This window comes from Sphingomonas sp. GM_Shp_1, assembly GCF_026540895.1.
Lineage (GTDB): Bacteria > Pseudomonadota > Alphaproteobacteria > Sphingomonadales > Sphingomonadaceae > Sphingomonas.
The window spans coordinates 1-24397 of record NZ_JALNUR010000004.1 but is presented as its reverse complement, the minus strand read 5'-3'; the positions used below and the strand labels follow the sequence as shown (position 1 = coordinate 24397).

The 24397-nt window shown below is 67.4% G+C and carries 25 protein-coding genes; 13 read left to right on the top strand and 12 right to left on the bottom strand.

Going from position 1 to position 24397, the window contains the following annotated elements; translation table 11 throughout:
- Positions 1 to 12 precede the first annotated feature (12 nt).
- Positions 13 to 1131, top strand: coding sequence for a DNA polymerase IV (gene dinB, locus OXQ33_RS03520; protein ID WP_267433305.1), 1119 nt, complete (start codon positions 13 to 15; stop codon positions 1129 to 1131).
- Here the strand turns inward: dinB and OXQ33_RS17490 are convergent, their stop codons facing one another.
- From OXQ33_RS17490 to glmU, 4 genes are all read right to left on the bottom strand, one after another.
- A complete protein-coding gene (locus tag OXQ33_RS17490; protein ID WP_267433304.1) occupies positions 1132 to 2943 on the bottom strand; it encodes a sensor histidine kinase in 1812 nt (603 codons plus the stop codon). It lies immediately after the preceding gene.
- 14 nt (positions 2944 to 2957) lie between these two features.
- Entirely contained in the window at positions 2958 to 4868 is a 1911-nt protein-coding gene (locus OXQ33_RS03510) for an EAL domain-containing protein (RefSeq protein ID WP_267433303.1), read from the bottom strand.
- 79 nt (positions 4869 to 4947) lie between these two features.
- Positions 4948 to 6771, bottom strand: coding sequence for a glutamine--fructose-6-phosphate transaminase (isomerizing) (gene glmS / locus OXQ33_RS03505; RefSeq protein ID WP_267433302.1), 1824 nt, complete (start codon positions 6769 to 6771; stop codon positions 4948 to 4950).
- Between the two features lie 4 nt (positions 6772 to 6775).
- Complete coding sequence (gene glmU / locus OXQ33_RS03500; RefSeq protein ID WP_267433460.1) at positions 6776 to 8143, bottom strand: bifunctional UDP-N-acetylglucosamine diphosphorylase/glucosamine-1-phosphate N-acetyltransferase GlmU; 1368 nt, start codon at positions 8141 to 8143, stop codon at positions 6776 to 6778.
- Between the two features lie 60 nt (positions 8144 to 8203).
- Between glmU and OXQ33_RS03495 the strand changes: the two genes are divergently transcribed.
- Positions 8204 to 8896 carry an HAD-IA family hydrolase gene (locus OXQ33_RS03495; RefSeq protein WP_267433301.1) on the top strand — a complete coding sequence of 231 codons (693 nt, stop codon included), beginning with the start codon at positions 8204 to 8206 and terminating at the stop codon, positions 8894 to 8896.
- Here OXQ33_RS03495 and OXQ33_RS03490 read toward each other — a convergent pair.
- The 4 genes from OXQ33_RS03490 to OXQ33_RS03475 are packed head-to-tail and all read right to left on the bottom strand — an operon-like array spanning position 8856 to position 11437.
- Positions 8856 to 9884, bottom strand: a complete 1029-nt coding sequence (locus tag OXQ33_RS03490; RefSeq protein WP_267433300.1) for a nucleotidyltransferase family protein — start codon at positions 9882 to 9884, stop codon at positions 8856 to 8858. The two genes, OXQ33_RS03495 and OXQ33_RS03490, sit on opposite strands and share 41 nt — an antisense overlap.
- Positions 9869 to 10714 (bottom strand): HprK-related kinase A, encoded by an 846-nt coding sequence (locus OXQ33_RS03485; RefSeq protein WP_267433299.1) that lies wholly within the window; start codon positions 10712 to 10714, stop codon positions 9869 to 9871. The genes OXQ33_RS03490 and OXQ33_RS03485 overlap by 16 nt, the downstream gene beginning before the upstream one ends.
- Positions 10711 to 10995 (bottom strand): HPr-rel-A system PqqD family peptide chaperone, encoded by a 285-nt coding sequence (locus OXQ33_RS03480; protein ID WP_267433298.1) that lies wholly within the window; start codon positions 10993 to 10995, stop codon positions 10711 to 10713. The genes OXQ33_RS03485 and OXQ33_RS03480 overlap by 4 nt, the downstream gene beginning before the upstream one ends.
- A gap of 4 nt (positions 10996 to 10999) precedes the next feature.
- Positions 11000 to 11437 carry a hypothetical protein gene (locus tag OXQ33_RS03475; RefSeq protein WP_267433297.1) on the bottom strand — a complete coding sequence of 146 codons (438 nt, stop codon included), beginning with the start codon at positions 11435 to 11437 and terminating at the stop codon, positions 11000 to 11002.
- A 111-nt stretch (positions 11438 to 11548) separates the two neighbouring features.
- On the opposite strand from OXQ33_RS03475, the gene OXQ33_RS03470 reads away from it, so the two are divergent.
- The 8 genes from OXQ33_RS03470 (at position 11549) to OXQ33_RS03435 (ending at position 19191) form a co-directional block, all read left to right on the top strand.
- Positions 11549 to 12793 (top strand): ATP-binding protein, encoded by a 1245-nt coding sequence (locus OXQ33_RS03470; protein WP_267433296.1) that lies wholly within the window; start codon positions 11549 to 11551, stop codon positions 12791 to 12793.
- Between the two features lie 72 nt (positions 12794 to 12865).
- Positions 12866 to 13912: a substrate-binding domain-containing protein gene (locus OXQ33_RS03465; RefSeq protein WP_267433295.1), complete on the top strand. Its 1047-nt coding sequence runs from the start codon at positions 12866 to 12868 to the stop codon at positions 13910 to 13912.
- A complete protein-coding gene (pstC, locus tag OXQ33_RS03460; RefSeq protein ID WP_267433294.1) occupies positions 13909 to 15285 on the top strand; it encodes a phosphate ABC transporter permease subunit PstC in 1377 nt (458 codons plus the stop codon). Before OXQ33_RS03465 ends, pstC begins: the two co-directional genes overlap by 4 nt.
- A gap of 37 nt (positions 15286 to 15322) precedes the next feature.
- Positions 15323 to 16537 (top strand): phosphate ABC transporter permease PstA, encoded by a 1215-nt coding sequence (gene pstA, locus OXQ33_RS03455; RefSeq protein WP_267433293.1) that lies wholly within the window; start codon positions 15323 to 15325, stop codon positions 16535 to 16537.
- Positions 16531 to 17295: a phosphate ABC transporter ATP-binding protein PstB gene (gene pstB / locus OXQ33_RS03450; protein ID WP_267433459.1), complete on the top strand. Its 765-nt coding sequence runs from the start codon at positions 16531 to 16533 to the stop codon at positions 17293 to 17295. The genes pstA and pstB overlap by 7 nt, the downstream gene beginning before the upstream one ends.
- An 11-nt stretch (positions 17296 to 17306) precedes the next feature.
- The gene (gene phoU, locus OXQ33_RS03445) at positions 17307 to 17990 is read left to right on the top strand and encodes a phosphate signaling complex protein PhoU (protein ID WP_267433292.1); all 684 of its coding nucleotides are present in this window, start codon (positions 17307 to 17309) and stop codon (positions 17988 to 17990) included.
- A gap of 13 nt (positions 17991 to 18003) precedes the next feature.
- On the top strand, positions 18004 to 18696 hold the full coding sequence (phoB, locus tag OXQ33_RS03440; protein WP_267433291.1) for a phosphate regulon transcriptional regulator PhoB: 693 nt from the start codon (positions 18004 to 18006) through the stop codon (positions 18694 to 18696).
- 105 nt (positions 18697 to 18801) lie between these two features.
- Positions 18802 to 19191, top strand: coding sequence for a hypothetical protein (locus OXQ33_RS03435; protein WP_267433290.1), 390 nt, complete (start codon positions 18802 to 18804; stop codon positions 19189 to 19191).
- A 58-nt stretch (positions 19192 to 19249) separates the two neighbouring features.
- On the opposite strand, the gene OXQ33_RS03430 is transcribed toward OXQ33_RS03435, so the two are convergent.
- Both OXQ33_RS03430 and epsC read right to left on the bottom strand, forming a co-directional pair.
- Positions 19250 to 19582 carry a DUF2794 domain-containing protein gene (locus OXQ33_RS03430; RefSeq protein ID WP_267433289.1) on the bottom strand — a complete coding sequence of 111 codons (333 nt, stop codon included), beginning with the start codon at positions 19580 to 19582 and terminating at the stop codon, positions 19250 to 19252.
- Entirely contained in the window at positions 19582 to 20265 is a 684-nt protein-coding gene (gene epsC / locus OXQ33_RS03425; RefSeq protein ID WP_267433288.1) for a serine O-acetyltransferase EpsC, read from the bottom strand. Before epsC ends, OXQ33_RS03430 begins: the two co-directional genes overlap by 1 nt.
- 154 nt (positions 20266 to 20419) lie before the next feature.
- Between epsC and OXQ33_RS03420 the strand changes: the two genes are divergently transcribed.
- Complete coding sequence (locus tag OXQ33_RS03420; protein ID WP_267433458.1) at positions 20420 to 21184, top strand: sulfite exporter TauE/SafE family protein; 765 nt, start codon at positions 20420 to 20422, stop codon at positions 21182 to 21184.
- 100 nt (positions 21185 to 21284) lie between these two features.
- On the opposite strand, the gene OXQ33_RS03415 is transcribed toward OXQ33_RS03420, so the two are convergent.
- Positions 21285 to 21806: a carboxymuconolactone decarboxylase family protein gene (locus OXQ33_RS03415; protein WP_267433287.1), complete on the bottom strand. Its 522-nt coding sequence runs from the start codon at positions 21804 to 21806 to the stop codon at positions 21285 to 21287.
- A 120-nt stretch (positions 21807 to 21926) separates the two neighbouring features.
- Positions 21927 to 22472, bottom strand: a complete 546-nt coding sequence (locus OXQ33_RS03410) for a peroxiredoxin (RefSeq protein WP_007403328.1) — start codon at positions 22470 to 22472, stop codon at positions 21927 to 21929.
- Positions 22473 to 22628: 156 nt separating this feature from the next.
- On the opposite strand from OXQ33_RS03410, the gene OXQ33_RS03405 reads away from it, so the two are divergent.
- Positions 22629 to 23531, top strand: coding sequence for a hydrogen peroxide-inducible genes activator (locus tag OXQ33_RS03405; protein WP_267433286.1), 903 nt, complete (start codon positions 22629 to 22631; stop codon positions 23529 to 23531).
- 83 nt (positions 23532 to 23614) lie between these two features.
- Positions 23615 to 24235, top strand: a complete 621-nt coding sequence (locus OXQ33_RS03400) for a fasciclin domain-containing protein (RefSeq protein WP_267433285.1) — start codon at positions 23615 to 23617, stop codon at positions 24233 to 24235.
- Positions 24236 to 24397 lie beyond the last annotated feature (162 nt).

Sequence of the window (24397 nt, the reverse complement as noted above, 5' to 3'; positions counted from 1 at the left end):
ATGGGCTCCCCGGTGCCATCTCATTCCCCCGACACCGATCCGCCGGCGATCGGGCACGGACGCAAGATCATCCATGTCGACATGGACGCCTTCTATGCCTCGGTCGAACAGCGTGACGATCCGGCACTACGGGGCAGGCCCGTGGCGGTGGGCGGATCGCGGGCGCGGGGCGTGGTCGCGGCGGCGAGTTACGAGGCGCGGGCCTTTGGCGTGCGCTCCGCCATGCCCTCGGTCACGGCGTTGCGGCGGTGCCCGGAATTGGTGTTCGTGCCGCCCCGGTTCGAGGTCTATCGAGAGGTCTCCGGCCAGATCCGGGCGATCTTCGCGCGCTATACCGAATGGATCGAGCCGCTATCGCTGGACGAGGCCTATCTGGACGTGACCGAGGATCGCGCCGGACTGGGCTCGGCAACGGCAATCGCCAATGCGATCCGCGCCGCGATCCTGGCCGAAACCGGGCTGACCGCATCAGCGGGGGTCAGCTACAACAAGTTCATCGCCAAGCTCGCCTCGGACCAGAACAAGCCGAACGGCATCTGCGTCATCCCGCCATCGCATGGCGAGTCCTTCGTCGCGGGGCTGCCGGTCAAACGCTTCCACGGGGTCGGGCCGGTCACGGCGCGCAAGATGGAGGCCCTGGGCATACTGACCGGCCAGGACCTGCGCGACAGGCCGCTGGAATTCCTGCAACGCCATTTCGGCAGCTATGCCGATTATCTGTTCGGCGCCGCGCGCGGGATCGATCATCGCCCCGTCCGTGCCCATCGCATCGCCAAATCGGTCGGAGCGGAGCGGACGTTCGAGAACGATCTGAGCGACCGCGACGCCCTTCACGCCGCGCTCGACCGGGTGGTGGACGCCGCCTGGACCCGGATCGAGCGGAGCGGCGCCGCGGGGCGGACCGTCACGCTGAAGCTCCGGCATAGCGATTTCCGCACCATCACCCGCGCCCGCTCGCCGGGACAGCCGATCATGGACCGTGCGCTCTTCGCCGCCATGGGTCGCGAATTGCTGGATCAGCAATTGCCGGTAGCGGGCGGCGTCCGGCTTCTCGGGCTGACCCTGTCGGGGCTTCATCATAGGGAGGAGGACGACACGACGCCGCCGATCCAACCCGAACTGCCTCTTTAATCAGGCGGCCAGCCCGGTCTTTTCCCGGTCGCGTCCATCCAGGTCGAGCGTCAGGATCGCCACCGCCCCCGTGCCGCGCCCGGCGCTGCGAAGCTCCAGCGCGCCGCCCATCGCCGCCATGGAATTGGCGCACCAATGCAGGCCGAGGCCGCCCGACTTGTCGGTACGGGTCGAGAATCCGGGCAGGAAAAGCTGCGTCACCATGCCCGGCTCGAACCCCTCGCCGTCATCGATGATCCGAGTCGCGATCCGCCCATCGACGGGGGGCAGTATCTCGACCAGGATCGAGCCATGGCCCCGCCCGGTCGCCACGATCGCCTCGACCGCGTTGGACAGCAGATTGCCGATCACCTGGCTCAGGATCACCCGATTGGCCAGGACATAGGCGGAATGGGCCGGAAAGGTGAAGCCGATCGACACCGACTGGGCATAGCGGGCGATCGTCGCGTTGCGCGCGATGATGTCGGTGATGTCGCAGCGCTCCCGTCCGGGCCGCTCATGGGCCCGCGCCTGTTGCGCGCCGATGATTTCCAGCGTCTGGCGCATCGCGTCGCGCCCCAACTCCAACTGCCCGCGAACGGAGTCTCGCGCCATGGACTCGGCGTCCAGCGCCGTTCGGATGAAGGACACCAGCTTCGCCCGCCGTTCCGGCGCGATATCGTCCCGCGCCAGTTCGGCCAGCGCCCTGGCCATCAAGATCCGGTCACCCCGATCCTCCGGTGCCAGCCCTACGCTCAATATGGTGCCGAGCGGGGCCAGCGCGTTGCGGACATTGTGAAGCACCGCGACCGCGCTTTCGGATCGCCCGAGCGCGAAGCTCTGGATTTCATTCTGTTCGCGCAAATCCTTCAACTGGCTGAGCATCGCGTTGAAGCTGCGGCCGAGCGCTCCGAACTCGTCATCGCCCCGCCCGCCATCCTCGAAGGGCAGGAGCGCGCCCGATGCCTGGACGCGCCGCATATGCCGCTCCACCCGCCCAAGCGGGGCGAGGACGAGCGATCCCAGTGCCCGTCGCAGCATCAGCAGCATGAAGACCAGCAACAGGATCGATCCCGCCACCGCCAGCAGCAACACCCGGCGCCCAAGGAGCACGACCTCGCGCGAAACCCGCAGGGTCGCCGTCGCGATAGGCCGCCCGTCTGCGCTGCGGATCGGCGAGGCGATCTCGATGACGCGTGCGTGAGGTCGGACGATATCGGTCCCGGCCATTGCCGGTCGGTCTATCCGCGTCGCCCGGCCGAGCACGCCCGAGAGATGCGCGGCGGTCAATCGCCGCGCCATCGCGACATGGCCGATGGTCCGGCCATTCCTGCCCATGACCGCTGCCAGTCCAACGGCCATCACCTGCCCTCCAACCGGCAGATAGAAGCCCGCTCTCGATCCCGTTCGGGCAAGGTCGATCCGGTTCAGTGCCTCCGCCAGCCCGACCGCCGTGCCAGCTTGGCCGTGCTCGTCCGCTCCTGTCCCGGGACGCACCGTCCAGTCTTTCGCGGATACCGGCCGATAGGCGACCGCATCGACCGCAAAGACCGACCAGGCCCAGGAATCGCGCGCGCGATCCGACGCCGCGCTTTGGGCATGCTCGCGCGCAATCCCTTTCATCGTCTCGGGAAATTCGGCGAGGACGGCTCGCAACCGGTTGCGATATCCAACCGTCGCCCGCTCTTCCAGCTCGGCGAATCCGGGCGAGATGACGAAGGCGAGCATCGCCGTCAGCGCCACCGCGCCACCGATCCCGGCCAGGGTCAGGACCGACACCATGGTATCGCGCAGCGATCGCGGCCGGACCCTCGCGCCCAGCCATCGCCGCACATGATCCATCCGGATCAGCTCAGCGCGCCTTCGACCATGGCCTCGCCCCCGGTGCCCGACGAAAAGGTCAGCCATTGTTGGGCCGCCAGCACGCGTGCCTCCTCCGCCGGAACCGGACGAGAGAAGAGAAAGCCCTGCAAATGGCTCGCCCCCGCGACGCGCAGCGCCTGGGCCTGCGCCTCGGTCTCGACGCCTTCGGCGACCACGCCCAGTCCCAGCGCGCGGCCCAGATGGATGATCGAATGGACGATCGCCGCCGACTCCCGCTCGCGCCCCATCCCGTCGATGAAACTGCGGTCGATCTTCAGACAGTCGAGCGCGAATTTGCGGATATTGTACAGGCTGGAATAGCCGGTCCCGAAATCGTCGAGGGCGATGCGAAAGCCCAGGCTGCGCAGTTCGCAGAGGGTCTTGGAGGCGCGCTCGGCATCGTCGAAGATTGCGGTTTCGGTGATCTCGATCTGCACCCGTCCCGGATCGACGCCCGCACGCCGGACGCTGTCCATGATATGGCCGACGAAGTGCGAGCGGCGGAACTGGATCGGACTGAAATTCACCGAGACATATTGCCCCGGCCAGTGGCGCAACTCCGCCAGCGCATGGTCGAGGACCCAGTCGCCCAGATCGTGGATCAAATGGCTTTCCTCGGCGATCGGGATGAAGATCGCCGGGCTGACCGTGCCGTGGTCCGGCGTGTTCCACCGGACCAGCGCCTCGAACCCGACGACGTCCAGCGCCCCGCGTCCGACGATCGGCTGAAAGGACAGGCTGAGCTCGTCGCGCGCGATCGCCTGGGTCAGCCCCGCCTCGATCTCGCGGCGGATGCGGATGCTCTCGTCCATATGTGTGTCGAACACCCGCACCACGCCCCGCCCGGAGCGCTTCGCATCGTTCAACGCCATGTCCGCCTGCCGCACCAGATCGGTCGGATCGCGGTCCCCCCGCGCGCCGCTCATCACCAGACCGCAGGACGCACCGCAGCGCACGGCATGGCCCAGGATGTTGAAGCTGGTCGCACAGGCCGCCACGATCCGTTCGCAGGCTGCGATCGCCTCCGCCTCATCCGCCGCATCGAAGAACAGCCCGAATTCGTCGCCGCCCAGCCGGGCGACCATCGTGCCCGACGGCACCGCATGCTGGATCGCGGCGAAGACCTCGCGGATCAGTTCGTCCCCGGCGAGGTGACCGAGCGTGTCGTTGACCATCTTGAACCGGTCGAGATCGAGCATCGCGGTGGCGAAATTGCGCGCCTGCCGGCCGCGCTCGGTCAAGGCACGCAGAAAGGCGACGCGGTTCGGGGCATCGGTCAGCGCGTCGTGCATCGCGATATGCATGGCGCGGCTTTCATTGGCTTCCAGCTCGGCGCTCTTTTCCTCCAGCGCCGCGACCTGCGCGGCCAACAGTCCCCGCGCGGCCGCCAGTTCGCGATCGATGTGCCAGCGGCGGGACAAGGCCAGCGCCATCTGCGATATCTCGGCGACCTCGAAGGGCTTGGGGATGTAGAAGATTTTGTCGGCGGGCCCGGCCACCTTGCTGATCTCGACCGGGGAGAAATCGGAATAGCCGGTGACGATCACCAGATGAATGTCGGGATCGAGTGCTCGGATCCGCCGTGCCGTCTCCCGCCCGTCGATGCCCGGCGGCATGCGGATGTCGATGAAGGCGACCGCGAAGGGGCGATCCTCCGCCACCGCCTGCTCGACCGCCGCGACGGCTTCCAGCCCCTGATGACAATGAAGCGGCTCGAACGTGACGGAGGCCTCGTCGTCGGCCTGTGCATCGTCATGATCGGGCGCGCCGAACAGGTCCGTCGCCATCGCGTCCAGCGCGTCGCGGGTTTCCGCCGGAACGCCGCCCCCGCCCGAAAAGCAGAAGGCGTAGCTGTCGTGAACCGCTGGTTCGTCGTCGACGATCAGAATGCGCATTCGGTTACCATCAGTCCCTCGTCACTCGACACGGGGACTAATGGTAACCGATCATGCTTAATCTGACGTAAACGGGCAGTTATTCGACCGTCACGCTCTTCGCCAGGTTGCGCGGCTGGTCGACATCGGTGCCCTTCGCCACCGCGACATGATAGGCGAGCAGCTGGACCGGCACCGCATAGACGATCGGGGCGATCAGGGGATGTACCTTCGGCATGGTGATCGTCGCGATACAGCCCTCGCCCGCCGCCTCGATCCCGTCATAGTCCGAAATGAGCACAACCCGGCCACCGCGCGCCTGAACCTCCTGCATGTTCGACACGGTCTTTTCGAACAGGGGGCCGGAAGGGGCGATGACGATGACCGGCACGGATTCGTCGATCAGGGCGATGGGGCCATGCTTCATCTCGCCGGCGGCATAGCCCTCGGCATGGATATAGCTGATCTCCTTCAGCTTCAGCGCGCCTTCCAGGGCCAGCGGGTAATCGGTTCCGCGCCCCAGATACAGGACGTCGCGCGCGCCCGCGATGGCACCCGCCATGCCCTCGATCGCCTCGTCATAGGCGAGCGCGCCATTGATCGCGGCGGGGGCCTCCGCCAGATGGCGGACGATCTGCTTCTCCTCATCGGCCGACAGCCGCCCCTTGGCCTTGGCGAGATTGGCGGCGAGCGCGGCCAGCACGCTCAACTGGCAGGTGAAGGCCTTGGTCGAGGCGACGCCGATCTCCGGCCCGGCATGGGTGGGGAGCAGCAGGTCGGCCTCTCGCGCCATCGAGCTGGTGGGCACATTGACCACAGCCGCGATCGTCTGCCCCTCGGACTTGGCGTGGCGCAGCGCGGCCAGCGTGTCGGCGGTTTCCCCCGACTGGCTGATGACGATCATCAGCCCGCCCGGCTCCATCACCGGCGCGCGGTAGCGGAACTCGGACGCGACATCGAGGTCGACGGGCACCCGCGCAAACTGCTCGAACCAATATTTGGCGACCATGCCCGCATAGAAGCTGGTGCCGCAGGCGACGATGGTGACGCGCTTGATCCCCGACAGGTCGAAGTCGGGAATGGGCAAGGCGATCCTGCCCTCCAGCCGATGGAGATACGAGCGCAGCGTCTGGGCGACGACGATCGGCTGCTCGTAGATTTCCTTCTGCATGAAGTGGCGGTGATTGCCCTTGTCGATCAGCGCGCCGGTGACGCCCGACAGGGTGACGGGCCGATCGACAGGGTTGTTGTCACGATCATAGACCTGCGCGCCCTCGCGGGTGCAGACGACCCAGTCGCCTTCGTCCAGATAGGCGATACGCTGGGTCAGCGGGGCCAGCGCCAGCGCGTCCGACCCCAGATAGGTCTCGTCATCGCCATACCCGACGACCAGCGGTGAGCCGAGCCGCGCGCCGATCAGCAGGTCGGGCTGGTCGCGGAACAGGATGGCGAGCGCGAAGGCGCCGTGCAGGCGGGGGAGCACTTCCCGGACTGCGGCGACGGGGTCCAGCCCCTGTTCGACCCTCTCGCTGACCAGATGCGCGACGACTTCGGTATCGGTCTCGCTGGTGAACACCCGGCCCCGCCCGATGAGTTCGTCGCGCAGCGCCTTGAAGTTCTCGATGATGCCGTTGTGGACGACCGCGACATGATCGGTGGCATGCGGGTGAGCGTTGTTGGTGGTCGGGCCACCATGCGTCGCCCAGCGGGTATGCGCGATGCCGATCGAGCCGGGCAGCGGATGCGCCGCCAGTTCCTTGGCCAGGTTGATCAGCTTGCCCGAGGCGCGCCGACGATCGATCCCGCCACGATCGATCGTCGCGATGCCCGCGCTGTCATAGCCGCGATATTCCAGGCGACGCAGACCGTCGAGCAGCCGCTCGGCCACATCCTCACCGCCGAGGATTCCCACGATACCGCACATACGCTTACTCCCCAGCCTTTTTCGCGGCCTTCTTGGCCATCATCATCTCTCGAAACCGCTTCGCCCAGCCGGGCTTGCTCCGACGCTCGGCCCGGACAAGGGCCAGGGCGTCCGCCTCGACATCGCTGGTGACGACCGAGCCCGCGCCGACGATCGCGCCCGCACCGACCTTGACCGGCGCGACGAGCGCGGAGTTGGAGCCGATGAACGCCCCCTCCCCGATTTCCGTGCGATATTTCAGGAAGCCGTCATAATTGCAGGTGATCGTGCCCGCGCCGATATTGGCACCCGCGCCGACCTCGGCGTCGCCCAGATAGGTCAGGTGGTTCGCCTTGGCGCCGGGCCCGAGCACCGCCTTCTTCATCTCGACGAAATTGCCGACCCGCGCCCCCTCTCGCACATCCGCGCCGGGGCGCAGGCGGGCATAGGGACCGATATCCGCGCCCGTCGCGACGGTCGCGCCCTCCAAATGGCTGAAGGCATGGATCGTCACCCCATCGGCGACCTGGACGCCGGGGCCGAACACGACATGGGGCTCGACCACCACGTCGCGGCCGATGCGGGTGTCGTGCGAGAACCACACCGTCTCCGGCGCGATCAGCGTCGCCCCCTCCGCCATGGCACGGGCGCGGGCGCGGCGCTGCCACTCGCCCTCGACCTGCGCGAGTTCGCCACGGCTGTTGACGCCCGCCACCTCGCCCGCATCGGTTTCGATGACCGCCGAGTGACGCCCGTCCGCCGCCGCCAGCGCGATGACGTCGGGCAGATAATATTCGCCCGCCGCATTGTCGTTGCCCACCCGGTCGAGCAGGCCGAACAGATCCGCGGAATGGACCGCCATCAGCCCGGAATTACAGAGGGTTATCGCACGCTCTTCGGCGTTCGCGTCCTTATACTCCACGATCCGGTCGAGCCGTCCGCTATCGTCGGCCACCACCCGGCCATAAGCGGCGGGATCGGCGGGACGGAAGGCGAGCACGACCGCCGCCGGCCGATCCTCTTCCCGCAGCCGATCGATCATCCGCCGCATCGTCGCGACCTCGACCAGCGGCACATCGCCATAGAGGATCAGCACATCGCCATCGAAGCCCGCCAGCGCCTCGCGCGCCTGCGCGACGGCATGCGCGGTACCAAGCTGCTCGGCCTGGAGCGCGGTCGCGATCCCCAGTGGCGCGACCGCCGCCTCCACCTGTTCGCGCCCCGCGCCGGTCACGACGACGACCCGCTCGGGCGACAACTGGTCCACGCTGTCGATCAGGTGGAGCAGCATCGGCCGCCCGGCGATCGGGTGGAGGACCTTGTGCAGGTCCGACTTCATGCGGGTGCCCTTGCCCGCGGCGAGAATGATGGCAGCGACCGGTCTTGTCATGATGGTTGCGCCTGCCATGCTTTTCCGGCCAAGGCCAGTCACAGAACGGCGACGGATAGGATCATGGACGCGAATTCACCGGACGGTTTTCCCTTTTCCATCGTCGGCTTCGACCTGGACGGCACGCTGCTGGATACCAGCGGCGATCTGGCGGCGGCGGTCAACCATGCGCTGGCGTCGATCGGACGGCCGCTGCTGAGCGTCGAGGCGGTGAAGCCGATGATCGGCGGCGGCGCACGGGCGATGCTTCGCCATGGGCTCGACGCCACGGGGGGCTATGATCCGGAGACGCTGGACCTGCTGCATCGCCGGTTGCTCGACTATTATGAAGGCCATCTCGCCATCCACACCGCGCCCTTTCCCGGTGCGCTGGCCGCGCTCGACCAACTGGCGGCGCGCGGCGTGACCATGGGGATCATGACCAACAAGCTGGAGCATTTCGCCCGCGCTATCCTCGATGCACTGGGGCTGACCGATCGGTTCGCGGCGATCATCGGCGGCGACACGCTGGGGGTCGCCAAACCCTCGCCGGTGCCGATCCAGGCGCTGGTCGAGCGATGCGGGGGCGGGACGGCGGCCTTTGTCGGCGATTCGATCTTCGACGTGCAGGCCGCCAAGGCCGCCGGGCTGCCAGTGATCGCCTGTTCCTTCGGCTTTCTGAGCCAGCCCGTCGAGACGCTGGGGGGCGATGCGATCATCGACGGCTATGGCGATCTCATTCCGACGCTGGCGCGGCTTTCCCCTTCCGCCATTTGATCCACAAATGTCGGGCGAGCAGCGGCAGCGGCATTCGGATGGCATGGGAGCGAAGATAGAAGGCGCCCCGTGTCACCGGGTGCCGCCCCCGCCCCCAACCGTCCCGCGCCAGCATCCGACGGCGATAGAGATGGTCGATCACGGTCGATCGCCGATAGGCGGGCGGTACCGGCGTGGCATAGATGGCATGGGCCAGGCGCAGGGCGCGGGCAACGGCGTCCGCAAGATCATGGCGCGCCGCCTGGCTTTCGACGCTGTCGCATCCGCGCTCCTCGATCAGGGCGTGGATATCCCATAGGTTGCGAAGCCCGCCGGTCAGATCGCCATCCGCGAACAGATGCGCGGCGGCGTGGACGATCATGTCGGCATGCGACAGCACGGCCAGCCCACCGTCCAGCTTTTCGGCCCGGGCGATCAGCGCCGCCGCATCCGGCTTGGGCGGTGCGGTCGGCGGCAGGATGGTATGGTGAACATCGAGCATCCGGTCCCGCTCGCGGTGGATCAGCGGCGGGAGTTCGTGCATCCACTCCCGATAATAATGATCGTCATAGGGATCGGCCTTCACCCATTCCCAGCCGGCCTGCGCCAACAGCGCCTCTGCCTCGGGCAAGGTCGCGCGCGGGACCAGGATATCGCAGTCGCCGATCGACCGCCCCCGTCCCGCCGCCAGTCCCGCCGCGACGAACGCGGTGCCCTTCAATAGAATGGTGGGAATCCCCAGCGGCGTCAGCGCCCGCGCCACCCGGTTCGCTTCCCATAGCGCCGCGCGGCGTGTCTCCTCCGCCTCGGCACGCGCATCGGCCAGAACCCGTGCCACCGGTGCTGGCAGTGCCAATCCGTCGACACGGTGGGCGAGCGTTCCCAACAGCAGCTCCGCGCGCGCCACGGTCAGCACATCGGTCCATTCGGTCAGTGACAGAGCCACCGCCCCGGTCGGCTCGCGAAGCAGCCCCACCAGCCGCTCGACCGGCGTCACAGCGCGTCCCACAACGCCTCCACCGCCGCTACACCCGCCGCACCGTCCGGATAGTCGAGCGCGACGGCGGGCACCTGGCTGCGCAAACGGGTGAGCGCGCGAAACCCCGCCTCGCCCATCGCGACATAGTTCGTCGACGCCTGGGTCAGGCGGACAAAGGCTTCGGCTGGGGGCAGCACCCGGCTGGCGGAGGGAAAGCCGAAGCGAGGAAAGACCAGCAGCGCCGGTCGCGCCGGACGATCCATCGCGGCGATCGCCGGCGCGTCGGGGGCGACATGGCGGATATCGCCCTTGGGCGTGCCGGTGAGCAAAGGGCCGGTGTGGCTGTCCGGCGGGATGACCGACAGGCTTTCATTCTTCAGGCTGATGGGGCGCGGAAAGGGACAGGCCAGCCCCGTCAGCGGGTCGATCAGCGCAAATTCGTCGCCCAGGAAGCGCCAGCCGCGCCGGGCCAGCAGCAGCGACAGCGTCGACTTGCCCGCACCCGAAATGCCGCTCATCAGCATCGCCCGGTCGTCCCGCGCGACCACCGCCGCGTGCAGCAGCAGATGACGGCGATGACCCAGCGCCATCTGAAGGTTCATCCCCAGTTCCGCCGCCAACAGCCCTTGCGCCAGCGGAAGAGGTGCCGCTTCGGGTAGGCGGTAATCGCCCGCGATATGGATGGATGGCCGAAACCAGCGACGCATGGGCGACGCCGCCTCCAGACGAACCGTGTAATCGGCGAAGTCGGCGCGCGGATAATCGCGATAGAGCGCCGTCACCGCGTCGATGGGATCGCGCCAGTCCGACCCGATCCGAAAGCCGACCGGCCCGACCCGCAAGGTGACATGATGCCTCACCGCGCGTCGATCAGCCCCGCCGCTTCCAATTCCTCCAGCCGGGCTTGCAACATCGCGGCCCCCTCACCCGCCGCGTCGCCCAGTTCGTAATCCTGCGACAGCCGGGCCAGCAGCGCCTCGGCGGTCAGAGTCTCCCCGGCGAGCACCTCCAATATCTGTGGCGCGGGTTCGGTCAGCAGATGCGTCATGCCCGAGGGCCGATGGAAGACGGCGGTGAACAGATCGAGCGGCTCGACGATCAGCAATTCCGCCGCCGCCGCGCGGTAGCGCGGGCCGCTCATGGCCTCAATTGCCCGGCATCTGCAACGAGGCATAGCAGGTGAAGCCGCCCTGCCCGCGCTGCAATCGCCGAATATAGTTGAGATAGGCCCGGTTGCTGAGGAAATTCGAGTTGGGCAGCATCCCGCCTTGCAGCGCCTGACGAACCTCCTCGCCCGTATAGGGGCGGCTCGGCGGCGCGAAGGCGCCCAGGGTACGCGCCGGGACCGTCGTTCCGTCGAGCGCGATATAGCTGCCCGCGCGCCCCGGATCGGGCACGGGGATCTGGCAGTTCAGCACCGATCCCGCCGTCTGCGCCAGCGCCGGGCGGATCGCGACCACCGCGCTCGCCCCGACGGCACCGAGCATCAGCATCCGCCGGCTGGTGACGGGCGACGTGCCGGCGACGGGCTCCACCCCATTGTCGGGGGCCGGATTTTCGGGGGATGGGGTCATGTCATCCATGACGGCGCGGTGTTCCATATTCGCGCCCGCCCGACAAGCACCCACGCGAACGGAGGCTGACCCAAGCTGGGAGGAAGACAGGCCGCACGCCGCCCGCTACATCGGCATGCCATGGGATTCGGCATTCGCACCTTATGGGCCATCGTCGTCATCGTCGTCGCCGCGATCGTGGTGTTCATGACCAGCGGCCCCGCCCCGGCGATCATCACCCTGGTCGGCGGCATCGCGGCTGCTCTCGTGGCGAGCGAAGGCGTGCCGCACAAGGATGAGGAGCAAGCCTCGCCCGAGGACGGGCGGGGACCGCTGTCGCCTCTGCTGGAGGAAGCGCTGGACGCGATCGTCGAGCCGGTGCTGCTGATCGAGAAGGGACAGGTCGTCCTCGCCAACCGGTCCGCCCGCGCCTTGCTGGGCGCGCATATCGTCGGGGAGGATGCCCGCATCGCAATCCGCCACCCCGCCGCCGCCGATCGCCTGCTGGCCCAGGGCGGCGTGACCGAGCCGGGTCAGCCGATCTCGCTGGTCGGACTGGGCTCGCTGGAACAACGCTGGGAAATGCGGGTCGCGGATACGACCGGGGGTCAGCGTATCGTCCATCTGATCGACCAGACCGCGCATGACGCCGCCGAGCGGATGCGCGTCGATTTCGTCGCCAATGCCAGCCACGAGCTGCGCACGCCGCTGGCCTCCATTCTCGGTTTCATCGAGACGCTGGGCGACGAAGCGGGCGACGACCCCGAAATTCGCGCCCGTTTCCTGAAGGTGATGTTCGACGAGGCCCGGCGGATGCAGCGGCTGGTCGAGGACCTGATCTCGCTCAGCCGGATCGAGGCGGACAAATACCGCCAGCCCGCCCAGCCGGTCGATCTGGTCGATCTGGTCGAGGATGTTCACGAGGAATTTCTGGACTCCGGCTCGCCCCGCGCGGCGGATATCGTGTGCGACCTCGGAGAGGATCTGCCGCCGGTCGTGGGCGACCGGGCGCAATTGTCGCAGATGCTCCACAACCTGATCGGCAATGCGATGAAATATGGTCGCGCCGACACGCCGGTCCGCGTGACGCTGGAACAGGACGATATCAAGCTGCGGCTGACCGTCGCCGATCAGGGCGAAGGGATCGCCGCCAATCACCTGCCCCGCCTGACCGAGCGCTTCTACCGCGTCGATTCGGGACGCAGCCGCAGTATCGGCGGCACCGGCCTGGGCCTGGCGATCGTCAAGCATATCGTCGAGCGCCATCGCGGTCGGCTGGAAATCGCCAGCGAGGTCGGCGTGGGCACGACCATTTCCGTGCGCCTCCCCATCGCGAAGACCGCCGCGAAAGGGGTTTCCGAGGACGCTGTCACAAAAGCGCAATAGAAATGTCACACGGGGGTATGGTGAACGTGGCAGCGGCCAGTTCGCACCCGTTCCGGTGGCCTGAGGATTTCGATGCGCCTGCCCTGCCTTCTCGCCGCGATGTTCGCGCTGGCGGCCTGTCACGATCAGGCCAATGGCGGCGGCGCGGGCGTGCGCGAGCAGATCACGGCGGTCGGGTCCTCGACCGTCTATCCCTTCACCACCATCATCGCCGAGCGCTTCGTCGCCGCCGATCCCGAGGCCAAGGCGCCGGTCATCGAGTCGACCGGCACGGGTGCTGGCATGAAATTGTTCTGCGCCGGGATCGGGGCGGGACATCCGGACATCGAGAACGCCTCGCGCCGGATGAAGGCGGGCGAATATCGCGACTGCGCGGCGCATGGCGCGGGGGAGGTGCTGGAAATCCCCATCGGGATCGACGGCATCGCCTTCGCCGAGTCGAAGCGCGGGCCGCGCATGGCGCTGACCACCGCCGACATTTATCGCGCGATCGGCGCGCATCCGGGCGGCAAGCCCAATCGCGCACGGACCTGGCGCGACGTGAACCCGGCGCTGCCCGCCATTCCGATCCAGGTCTATGGCCCACCGGCGACCAGCGGCACCCGCGACGCCCTGGCCGAACTGATCCTGATGCGCGGATGCGACGCGGTCGAGCCGCAGGCGCGGGCGCTGGCCGAGCGCGATCCGCTGGCGCACCATCTGCTCTGCACGCGCGTCCGCGATGACGGCGCCTATATCGACGCGGGCGAGAACGACAATCTGATCGTCCAGAAGCTCCAGGCCAATCCGGATGCGCTGGGCGTGTTCGGCTATTCCTATCTGGAGGAGAACCGCCAGACGGTGAACGGCGTCACCATCGACGGGGTCGCACCGACCTATGACGCGATCGCCGCCGATCGTTATCCGGGGTCTCGCCCGCTCTATATCTATGTGAAGAAGGCGCATCTCGACGCCATTCCGGGCTTGCGGCGCTTCCTGACGCTCTATGCCGCGAATTGGGGCGCGAACGGCCCCCTGACGCGGCGCGGCCTGATCGCGTCGCCCGCTGCGGTCCAGGCGCAGGCCCGCACGATCATCACCAGGGAAATTCCGCTCGATCCGGCACATCTGCCGTCATGAGCGGCGTGATCCTCCTCATCCTGATCCTGGGGCTGGGCATCATCGCCTGGGCCTCGACGCGGATGCGCGCGCTCGGCTTTCGGCGGCGGTCCAGCGCGCGGGTCAGTTCGCTGCCCCATCATCACGGCTGGTATGTCGCACTGTGGACCACGGTGCCGCCGATGATCTTCCTCGCCATCTGGTCGGCGACCTCGCCCGCGCTCGTCACCGACATGGTGCTGCACGTCCCCGCCGCCGCGCAACTGCCCGCGCCGGGTTTCGAGCGGGCGGCGATCCTGTCCGAGGCGCGCGCGCTGGCGGCGGGGCGTGCGCATGGCGCCTTCCACGCGCTGTCGAGGACGCTCGCCCCCGCCTATGACCGGGCGCAGACGCGGATCGACTGGATCGCCACCGCGATCGTCCTGCTGCTGGCGCTGGCCGGGGGGGCCTATGCCTATCTGCAGGTGAAGCCCGGTTTCTCGGCGCGCACCCGGATCGAGCGGGTGGTGCTGGGCCTCCTCCTCGCCGCTTCACTCATCGCGATCCTGACCACCGCCGGAATCGTGGCTTCCCTATTGTACGAGGCCGGACGCTTCTTCTCGGTCGTGCCGATCACCGACTTCCTGTTCGGCACCCATTGGAGCCCGCAGGTCATCGACCCGCGCGATCCCGGCGCGTCGCTGGGGGCGGTGCCGTTGTTCTGGGGGACCTTCTTCATCGGCGCGGTGATCGCCATGGCGGTCGCCATCCCCTTCGGCCTGATGAGCGCCATCTATCTGACCCAATATGCCGCGCCGCGCGTGCGCCGAATCATGAAGCCTGTGCTGGAGGTGCTCGCGGGCATCCCGACCGTCGTCTATGGCTATTTCGCCGCGTTGACCGTCGCCCCCGCCGTGCGGCAATTCGCGGTCGCGATCGGCATCGACTGGGCCTCGTCCGAAAGCGCGCTGGCCGCCGGGCTGGTCATGGGGGTGATGATCATCCCCTTCGTCTCGTCCATGGCCGATGACAGCCTGGCCGCAGTCCCCAGTTCGATGCGCGACGGCAGCCTGGCGATGGGCGCGACCCCGTCCGAGACGATCACCCGCGTCATGCTGCCCGCCGCCCTGCCCGGCGTCGTCGGCGGTGTCCTGCTCGCGGTCAGCCGCGCGATCGGCGAGACGATGATCGTCGTCATGGCGGCGAGCGGCGTCGCCACGCTGACCGCGAACCCCTTCGCCAGCACGACCACCGTCACGCGCCAGATCGTCGACCTGCTGACCGGCGAGGCGGAGTTCGACAGCCCCAAGACGCTTGCCGCCTTCGCACTGGGCCTGACGCTGTTCGTCATCACCCTGCTCCTCAACATCGTCGCACTGAGCGTGGTGAAGCGGTATCGGGAAAGCTATGAATAGGCCGCCCTCGTCCACAGACCGCTGGGGCAGCCCGGCGATGGCGCGGCGCTTGCGTCGCCGCTATGCCGCCGAGCGCCGGTTCCGCCGGATGGGCGCGGCGGCGGTCGCGCTGTCGGCGGCGTTCCTGGCGTTCCTCCTCATTACGATGATCGCCCAGGGCTTTCGCGGCTTCACCGAGACGCGCGTCACCTTGCCGATCGATCTGGCGGCGGCGGAGCTTCCCATCGAGCCCGTCCGGCTGAAGGGGCGCGGGGCCGATCTGGCACTGGCGGGTGCGGGGCTGGAGGACGCGGTCGACCGCGCGGCGACCAACGCCTTCGGGCCGGACGGGGTCGACCTGCTGTCGCCCGGCGCGTGGATCGTGGTCCGCGATGCGGTGAAGGCCGACCCTTCGCTCCTCCGTCGAACCAGTGATTTCAGCCTGCCCGTCGCCAGCGTCTATGACGTCGCCGCCAAGGGTGAGGGTACGCCGGAGGCCGAGCGGGTCGTCGCCCGGTTGCGCGCGCGCGGGCTGGTGTCGACCGGATGGAATATCGGCTTCCTGCGCGACGCCGATGCGACCGACCCGACGCGGGTCGGTATATGGGGCGCGGCCAAGGGGTCGCTGCTGACCATGCTGGTCACGCTGGCGCTGGCCTTCCCCATCGGTGTTCTGGCCGCGCTATACCTCGAGGAGTATGCGCCGAAGAACCGCTGGACCGACATGATCGAGGTGTCGATCAACAATCTGGCGGCGGTGCCCTCGATCATCTTCGGCCTGCTGGGGCTGGCGGTGTTCCTGGGGAGCTTCGGGCTTCCCCGGTCGGCCCCCTTGGTCGGCGGCCTGACCCTGGCGCTGATGACCATGCCGGTGATCGTCATCGCCGGGCGCAACGCGATCAAGGCGGTGCCGCCCTCGATCCGCGACGCCGCGCTGGCGGTCGGCGCGTCGCGGGTGCAGGTGATCTTTCACCATGTGCTGCCGCTGGCCCTGCCCGGCATATTGACCGGCACGATCATCGGCATGGCCCGCGCGCTGGGCGAAACCGCGCCGCTCCTCATGATCGGCATGCGCGCCTTCATCGCAGCACCGCCGCGCGGGCTGACCGATCCGGCGACCGTGCTGCCGGTGCAAATCTTCCTTTGGTCGGACCAAGTGGACCGGGGCTTCATCGAAAAGACCTCGGCCGCGATCATCGTCCTTCTCGTCTTCCTGCTCGCGATGAACGGGCTGGCCATCTACCTCCGCAATCGGTTCGAGACACGCTGGTGAGCACCCCCAAGATAAGCGCGCGCAACGTCAGCGTGTCCTATGGCGCCAAGCAGGCGATCCACGACATCTCGATCGATGTCGACATGGATCATGTGATCGCGTTCATCGGCCCCTCAGGCTGCGGCAAGTCGACCTTCCTGCGCACACTCAACCGGATGAACGACACCATCCCGTCGGCCAAGGTGTCGGGGGACATCCGGCTGGACGGGGAGGACATCTATGCGCCCGAGATGGACGTGGTGCAGCTTCGCGCCCGCGTCGGCATGGTGTTCCAGAAGCCGAACCCCTTCCCCAAGTCGATCTACGAAAACGTCGCCTATGGCCCGCGCATTCATGGCCTGGCGTCGTCGCGGACTGAGCTAGACGCGATCGTCGAGCGTTCGCTCAACCGCGCCGGGCTGTGGAACGAGGTCAAGGATCGGCTATCGGAAAGCGGCACCGCGCTGTCGGGCGGCCAGCAGCAGCGGCTGTGCATCGCGCGCGCCATCGCCGTCGACCCCGAAGTCATCCTGATGGACGAGCCGTGCAGCGCGCTCGACCCGATCGCCACCGCGCGGATCGAGGAGCTGATCCACGACCTTCGCGGCCGCTACGCCATCGCGATCGTCACCCACAACATGCAACAGGCAGCCCGCGTCTCCCAGCGTACCGCCTTTTTCCACCTCGGCACTTTGGTCGAGTACGGAAAGACGTCTGACATCTTCACCAACCCCAGGGAAGAGCGGACGAAGGACTATATTACCGGCCGGTACGGCTGAGGACGAGGATCATGGACCACACCGTAAAAGCCTTCGACAACGATATCGGCCGGTTGCGCGCGCTGATCAGCCAGATGGGCGGATTGGCCGAGGAGGCGATCGCCAACGCGATCAAGGCGCTGCAACGCTCCGACTTGGAACTCGCGCGCAAGGTTCGCGACGACGACAAGGCGATCGACCTGATCGAGGCCGAGGTCGAGCGGCTGGCCGTACGCACCATCGCCCTGCGCGCGCCCATGGCCAACGATCTGCGCGAGGTCGTCGCCGCGCTGAAGATCGCCAGCGTCGTCGAGCGGATCGGCGACTATGCCAAGAACATCGCCAAGCGCGTGCCGATGATCGAGAGCGAGGACCGGATCGAACCGATCTCGATCCTGCCTGCCATGGCGCGGATCGCATCGGCGATGGTGCATGACGTGCTCGACGCCTTCGCCGCGCGTGATGCCGAGGCGGCGGTGCGGGTCCGCGACAGCGACAATGCGCTGGACGATTTCTACGATTCCATCTTCCGCACGCTCGTCACCCATATGGTCGAGAATCCCAAGACGATCGGACAGGTCGCGCACCTGCTGTTCATCGCCAAGAATCTCGAACGGATTGGGGACCATGCGACCAACGTCGCGGAGATGGTCTATTTCGCCGCCACCGGCACCCAGATGGGTGAGCGGGACCGCGGCGGCACTTGGCCTTCTTGAGGGAACAGGCACCATGGCACGCGTAAAGATGTTGCTGGTCGAGGACGACGCCGCGCTCGCGGAACTGCTCGTCTTCCATTTCAAGCGCGAGGATTTCGAGGTCAATCATACGCCCGACGGCGAGGAGGCGCTGCTGCTGGCGCGCGAGAGCACGCCGGACATCGTCCTGCTCGATTGGATGGTCGAGGGGATTTCGGGGATCGAGGTCTGCCGCCGCCTGCGCCGCTCGCCCGAGACGGCGAACGTCCCGATCATCATGCTGACCGCGCGCGGCGAGGAAGAGGACCGGGTACGCGGGTTGGAGACGGGCGCGGACGACTATGTCACCAAGCCCTTCTCGCCGCGCGAACTGGTCGCGCGCGTCGGCGCGGTGCTGCGCCGTGTCCGCCCTGCGCTGGCGGGCGAGGCGCTGACCTATGCCGATATCGAGATGGACACGGTCGGCCACAAGGTCCGCCGGGCGGGCGAAGTCGTCTCGCTCGGGCCGACGGAGTTCCGTCTCCTCAAGCATTTCCTCGAACATCCAGGCTGGGTCTTCTCGCGCGAGCGGCTGCTCGACGCGGTCTGGGGCCACGACTCCGATATCGAGAGCCGGACGGTCGACGTGCATATCCGCCGGTTGCGCAAGGCGATCAATATCGGCGACCGGCCCGACATCATCCGCACCGTGCGCTCGGCGGGCTATTCGCTCGACGCGGGAGGCTGAAAAAAGCGTCAGGATCGGGTCGCAAGCGAAACGAGGGAGCCAAGTGCGGCATGGGACGTTCTGCCCACGCGCTAACGCACTTGCGCTTCTGAACAGGAGATTCGCATGAAGCTCGTTTTTCTGGCCGCCACCGCGCTGATGGCCATGCCCGCCGTGGCTCAGACCACGACCCAGACCGACACCACCGCCCAAGCGGGGGCCCAGACCGGGACCACGGACACCACGGCCCAGGCCGGGATGCAGGCGGGTGCCTCGACCGACACCATGACCGGCGATACCCAGGCCAATGCCGCCGCGTCCGCCGCGACGATGACCGCCGGCGGCTATCAGCCCGCCCAGCCGCCGATGGCATCGGCCCCGCCCCCGGGCGCGCCAGTCGTGTTCCAACAGGCTCCGAGCCCGTCGCAGGCCTATCCGGCCCCGGCTCCCCTCAAGAGCTACCCGATCTGCAAAAAGGGTCAGTATGACCAGTGCCGCCAGCGTGGCGGCAAGTAAGCGGCCCTTCACCCGGCTGTAGAAAAAGCGCCGGTTCCCCAGGGGACCGGCGCTTTTCTTATTCCTCCACCAGCTTCATCAGGCGGCGTTCGACTGGCGCCAGCACCGGGCCCAATTCATGCCCGCGCTTGAGGACCGCACCCCCCTCGCCGATCAGCGCCCACATGCCTTGGCGGTTGCGCAAGGCGGGGCGCTTCTCGATCCGGTATTCGGGCCGCTCGGCGGTTCGGCGAAAAGCGGAGAAAATCGCCGCGTCCCGCCCCAGATCCATCGCATAATCGCGCCAATGCCCCGCCGCCACCATCCGGCCATACAGGTCCAGGATGCGGTTGAGTTCGGTCCGCTCGAACCCGACCTGCCCCGGAGACTTGGGAAACGGCAGGACCCCCATCAGGCGCGGTCGCGCTTCTCTTCCTGCTCGGCCAACACCGCGTCCAGCCGCCGCCGCATCGTGTCGAGCTCGCATCGCAGCAACTCGATCTTCTGCGTCTGCGGATCGAACACATCCGAACAGGGCGTGCCATAGGGGACGAAACGCCGTTCGGGCGCGGCACCGCCCTCCACCACTGTCGGGCGCGCCGGGATGCCGACCATCACCGCGCCCTCGGGCACGTCGCGGGTCACCACCGCATTGGCCCCGACCCGAGCGCGTGGGCCGACGGTGATCGGGCCCAGCACCTGCGCGCCCGAACCGATGATCGCCCCGTCCATCAGCGTCGGGTGACGCTTGCCCGCCACGCCATTGTCCGGGCTGGTCCCGCCCAGCGTCACGCATTGATAGATGGTGACGTCGTCACCGATCACCGCCGTCTCGCCGATCACGACAAAGCCATGGTCGATGAAGAAATTACGCCCGATCTCGGCACCCGGATGGATGTCGATCGCGGTCAGGAAGCGGGTGAAGTGATTGACCAGCCGCGCCAGGAAAAAGGCACGCGCACGATAGAGGCGATGCGCGATCCGGTGACCGGCCAGGGCCCAGACGCCCGGATACAGCAATATCTCCGCCCGCGAATGCGGCGCGGGGTCGCGGGCCCGGATCGAATCGAGATAAGCGGCCAAACGGCTCGGCATGAGCATGTCCCCAGATGCGATAGGTGCATTTAAGCACGGAGGTCCTCGAAATCCAGATAGCGGGACAAAGCGGGCCCGCGCGACAAACTCTATCTTTGTTGCAGCGTTGGTGCCGACACGGCATGGCCCTGGCCGGACGACCCAAGGAGACATGATGGACCCGACCAGTACCGAGCTGATCCATATCCTGCCCTTCGTGGCGGTCGGCTTTGCCGCGCAGGTGGTCGATGGCGCTCTGGGCATGGCGTTCGGCGTGATCTCGAACACCCTGCTCATCAGCCTGGGCGTGCCGCCCGCCGCCGCGTCCGCAGGCGTGCATAGCGTCGAGACCTTCACCACGGCGGTCTCGGGGATCAGCCATGCGGTCCATCGCAACGTCAACTGGCGGCTGTTCTTGCGCCTGATGATCCCAGGCGTGATCGGCGGGGCGCTGGGCGCCTATGTCCTGTCGAATATCGACGCGGCAGTGGTGAAGCCGTTCGTCCTCGCCTATCTGACCGCCATCGGCCTCTACCTGCTGATCCGCGCCTGGCGGCACAAGGCGCATACGCGGGAGCCGAAAGTCGTCGAGCCGCTGGGCTTTCTGGGCGGTTTCCTCGACGCGGCGGGTGGCGGAGGCTGGGGTCCGGTCGTGACCTCCAACCTGCTGGCGCAGGGGGCCGCGCCGCGAACCACCATCGGGACGGTCAACACGGCGGAGTTCTTCCTGACCGCGACCATCTCGGCGACCTTCATCAGCCAGCTCGGCTGGGGCGCGTTCACCATGGCGACGGTCGGCCTGCTGATCGGCGGTATCTTCGCCGCGCCATTCGGGGCGATGCTCGCCAAGCGGGTGCCGCCGCGCATTCTGCTGACGCTGGTGGGCATCATCCTGACGCTGACCAGCTTCTGGGGATTGTATCAGGCGATTGCCGGGTAAATTCTCGGCAGGCCATGGGCCTGACGGAGGGGGTATCCGGCGGGAAACCCCCTCCACCACCGCTTCGCGGCGGTCCCCCTCCCCGTACCGGGGAGGAGTTTTAGGCGATGGCCGAGTGGACGGTCGCCACCGCCTGCATCACTGCAGCGATACGGACGGCGGTCTGGATGATCTCCGCCGAGGCACCCGCCTTCTTCAGCACCGCCTCATGCGCGTCGATGCACATCCCGCAGCCGTTGATCGCCGAGACCGCGAGGCTGAACAACTCGAAGTCGATCTTGTCGATCCCGGGCGCGCCGATCACGTTCATGCGCAGCTTGGCCGGCATGTTGCGATATTCTTGGTTCCCGGCCAGGTGGGTGAAGCGGTAATAGACGTTGTTCATCGCCATCACCGCCGCCGCCGCGCGCGCCGCATTGGCGGCCTCGGGCGAAAGCTTGGGCGCGCATTCGGCCTCGGCGGCCTCGACCAGCGGCTTGTGGCCGGTGCCGTGCGCGCAGGCGAGCAGCAGGCCATATTTGCGCTGATCGTTCAGCACCGTCTCGTTGAGCAGCGATCCGACATTCAGCCGAATGTCCTTGGCGAAGTCGGGCAACTGCCCGGCAAATTCCTTGAGCGACATGGGATATGCTCCGGATAAACGACGCCCCAGTCCGGGCCGCCGACCATTGCGGATCGGCAACCCTCGCCGGGGCGTCGGGAATATGGGGTCCGGGGACGCTACCGCCCCCGGACGACAGGATTACTCGGCCGCGAGCTGGAGGACGTCGTCACCCTTGTTCCAGTTGCACGGGCACAGCTCGTCGGTCTGCAGCGCGTCGAGAACACGCAGGGTTTCCTGCGGGTTGCGACCGACGTTCAGGCCGTTGATCGTGACGTGCTGGATGACATTGTCGGGGTCGATGATGAAGGTCGCGCGGTAGGCGACATGCTCATTCTTGTCGACGATGCCCAGCGCGTCGGCCAGGACGCGGCCATTGTCCGCGATCCAGGGGAAATCGGCCGCGGCCAGATCCGGGTCCGACTTGCGCCATGCCAGGTGGACATGCGCGGTGTCGGTCGACGCGCCGATCAGCACGGCGTCACGATCGGCGAAATCGTCCTTCAGCTGCGCATAGCCGACGATCTCGGTCGGGCACACGAAGGTGAAGTCCTTCGGCCAGTAGAACAGGACCTTCCACTTGCCCTCATAGGAGGTGTCGCTGATCGTCTCGCCGGCGGGCAGCGCGTTGGTGCCCTGCTGGACGGGGACGGTGAATGCGGGGAGCTTGTCTCCAACGGTCAACATGGCAATAGCCTCCATTTCTTCCCAAAAATTCGGCTTCAGCCATCCTCTCGCACGATCGGCGGTGGGCCGCCTGTATTCGTTGCAGCGACGGATATGGGGACTGGCGCGTTCGATCCAACAAGCTATTTGTCAAATCGCAATCGACTGAGACGATCAATGGCCGCGACCTATCTACCTACGTTGAAACAGCTGCAATATCTGGTGGCCTTGCAGGACCACGGCCATTTCGGACGGGCGGCCGATGCGTGCTTCGTCACGCAATCGACCCTGTCGGCGGGCCTGCGCGAGTTGGAGACGCTGATCGGCGTGACGCTGGTCGAGCGGACCCGGCGCGTCGTGCGCTTCACGCCGCTGGGCGAGCGGATCGCCGACAAGGCGCGACGCGTGCTGCGCGAGGCGGACGAGCTGGGCGACATGGCGCGCGCCGCCGGGCGGCCGTTGTCGGGGGAGATGCGCATGTCGGTCATCCCGACCATCGCGCCCTTCATGCTGCCCCGCATCCTGCCGCGCCTGCGCCGCGACTATCCCGATCTGAAGCTGTTCCTGCGCGAGGAGCCGAGCGGCCCGGCCTGCGAGCGCCTCCACAACGGGCGCACCGATTGCGTGCTGCTCGCTCTGCCCTTCGCTTGCGGCGAAGTGACGGCGGAGCCGCTGTTCGACGACCGGCTGTTCGTCGCCTTCCCGACCGACGAGGACCGGTCCCCGCCCGCCGCGTTTCCCGCCTCTGCGATCGACGAGGCCCGACTGCTGCTGCTGGAGGACGGGCATTGCCTGAAGGATCATGCCCTGGCCGCTTGCAACCGGCCCGAATTGCGGGCGGAGGCGACGATGCTGGGCACGTCGCTCCACACCATCGTGCAGATGGTCGATAACGGGCTGGGCATGACGATGCTGCCCGAAATGGCGCTGCGTGCGGGGATTTTGGAGAATACCAACATCACCGCCCGCCCGCTGGATGCGGAGAACGCCATGCGCAAGATCGCGCTCGTCTGGCGGCGGGCCAGCCCACGCGAGAAGGATTTCCGCCTGTTGGCGCAGGTCCTGGGCGAGGCTGCCTGATCGCCCGTCGCCCACCCATCCGCAACCGGAGCGTATCGCACGCGTCTTTGCTCCCGACCCCATTGCTTCAGGAGATGTGTCCCATGACCCTTACCGCACGACGCCTGCGGGCCGCGCTGCCGCTCGTCGCCCTGATCGGGCTTGGGGCCTGCGGACGAGGCGCAGACCAGAAGGCCGCGCCCGCCACCCCCTCGACCGCGGCGCCCGCACCCGCCGAAGCGCCGATGATGCCGGATCAGGCGATGGCGCCGACCCGGACGATCCTGGACAATGCCGCCGCCACGCCCTCGCTATCCTCGCTGGTCGCCGCAGTCCGTGCGTCGGGTCTGGCGACCACGCTGGCGGGACCGGGACCCTATACGCTGTTCGCACCGTCCAACGAGGCGTTCGGACGCCTCGCCCCCGGCGTGCAGGAGCAGTTGCTGCAACCCGCCAATCGCGATTCGCTCGTCCGGCTGCTTCGCTTCCATATGCTGCCCGGGACGGTCGGCGTCGCCGAGTTGCAGCGGCGGATCGCGGCGGGCGGCGGCACCGCGACGATCATGACCGTGCAGGGCGAGCCCCTGACCGTCACCATGACCCAGTCGGTCATCACCCTGACCGATGCGGGCGGCAACAAAAGCTATATCGAGGCGGGCGATCTGGCCCAGGCGAACGGGGTCATCCACATCGTCAACGGCGTTTTGGTGCCGAAACTGGATTAAGTGCGTTACCCCCCGCAGACCGGTCGTTTCGCTCACGCATCGCCGGTCTGCCCTTCACCATGCGGCGCGATGCGATCCCGCTCCGCCGCCAGAAGAACGGGAGTATGACTTTCATGTTGAAGACCTTCGCGATCCTCGCCACCGCCACCGCTCTGACCAGTG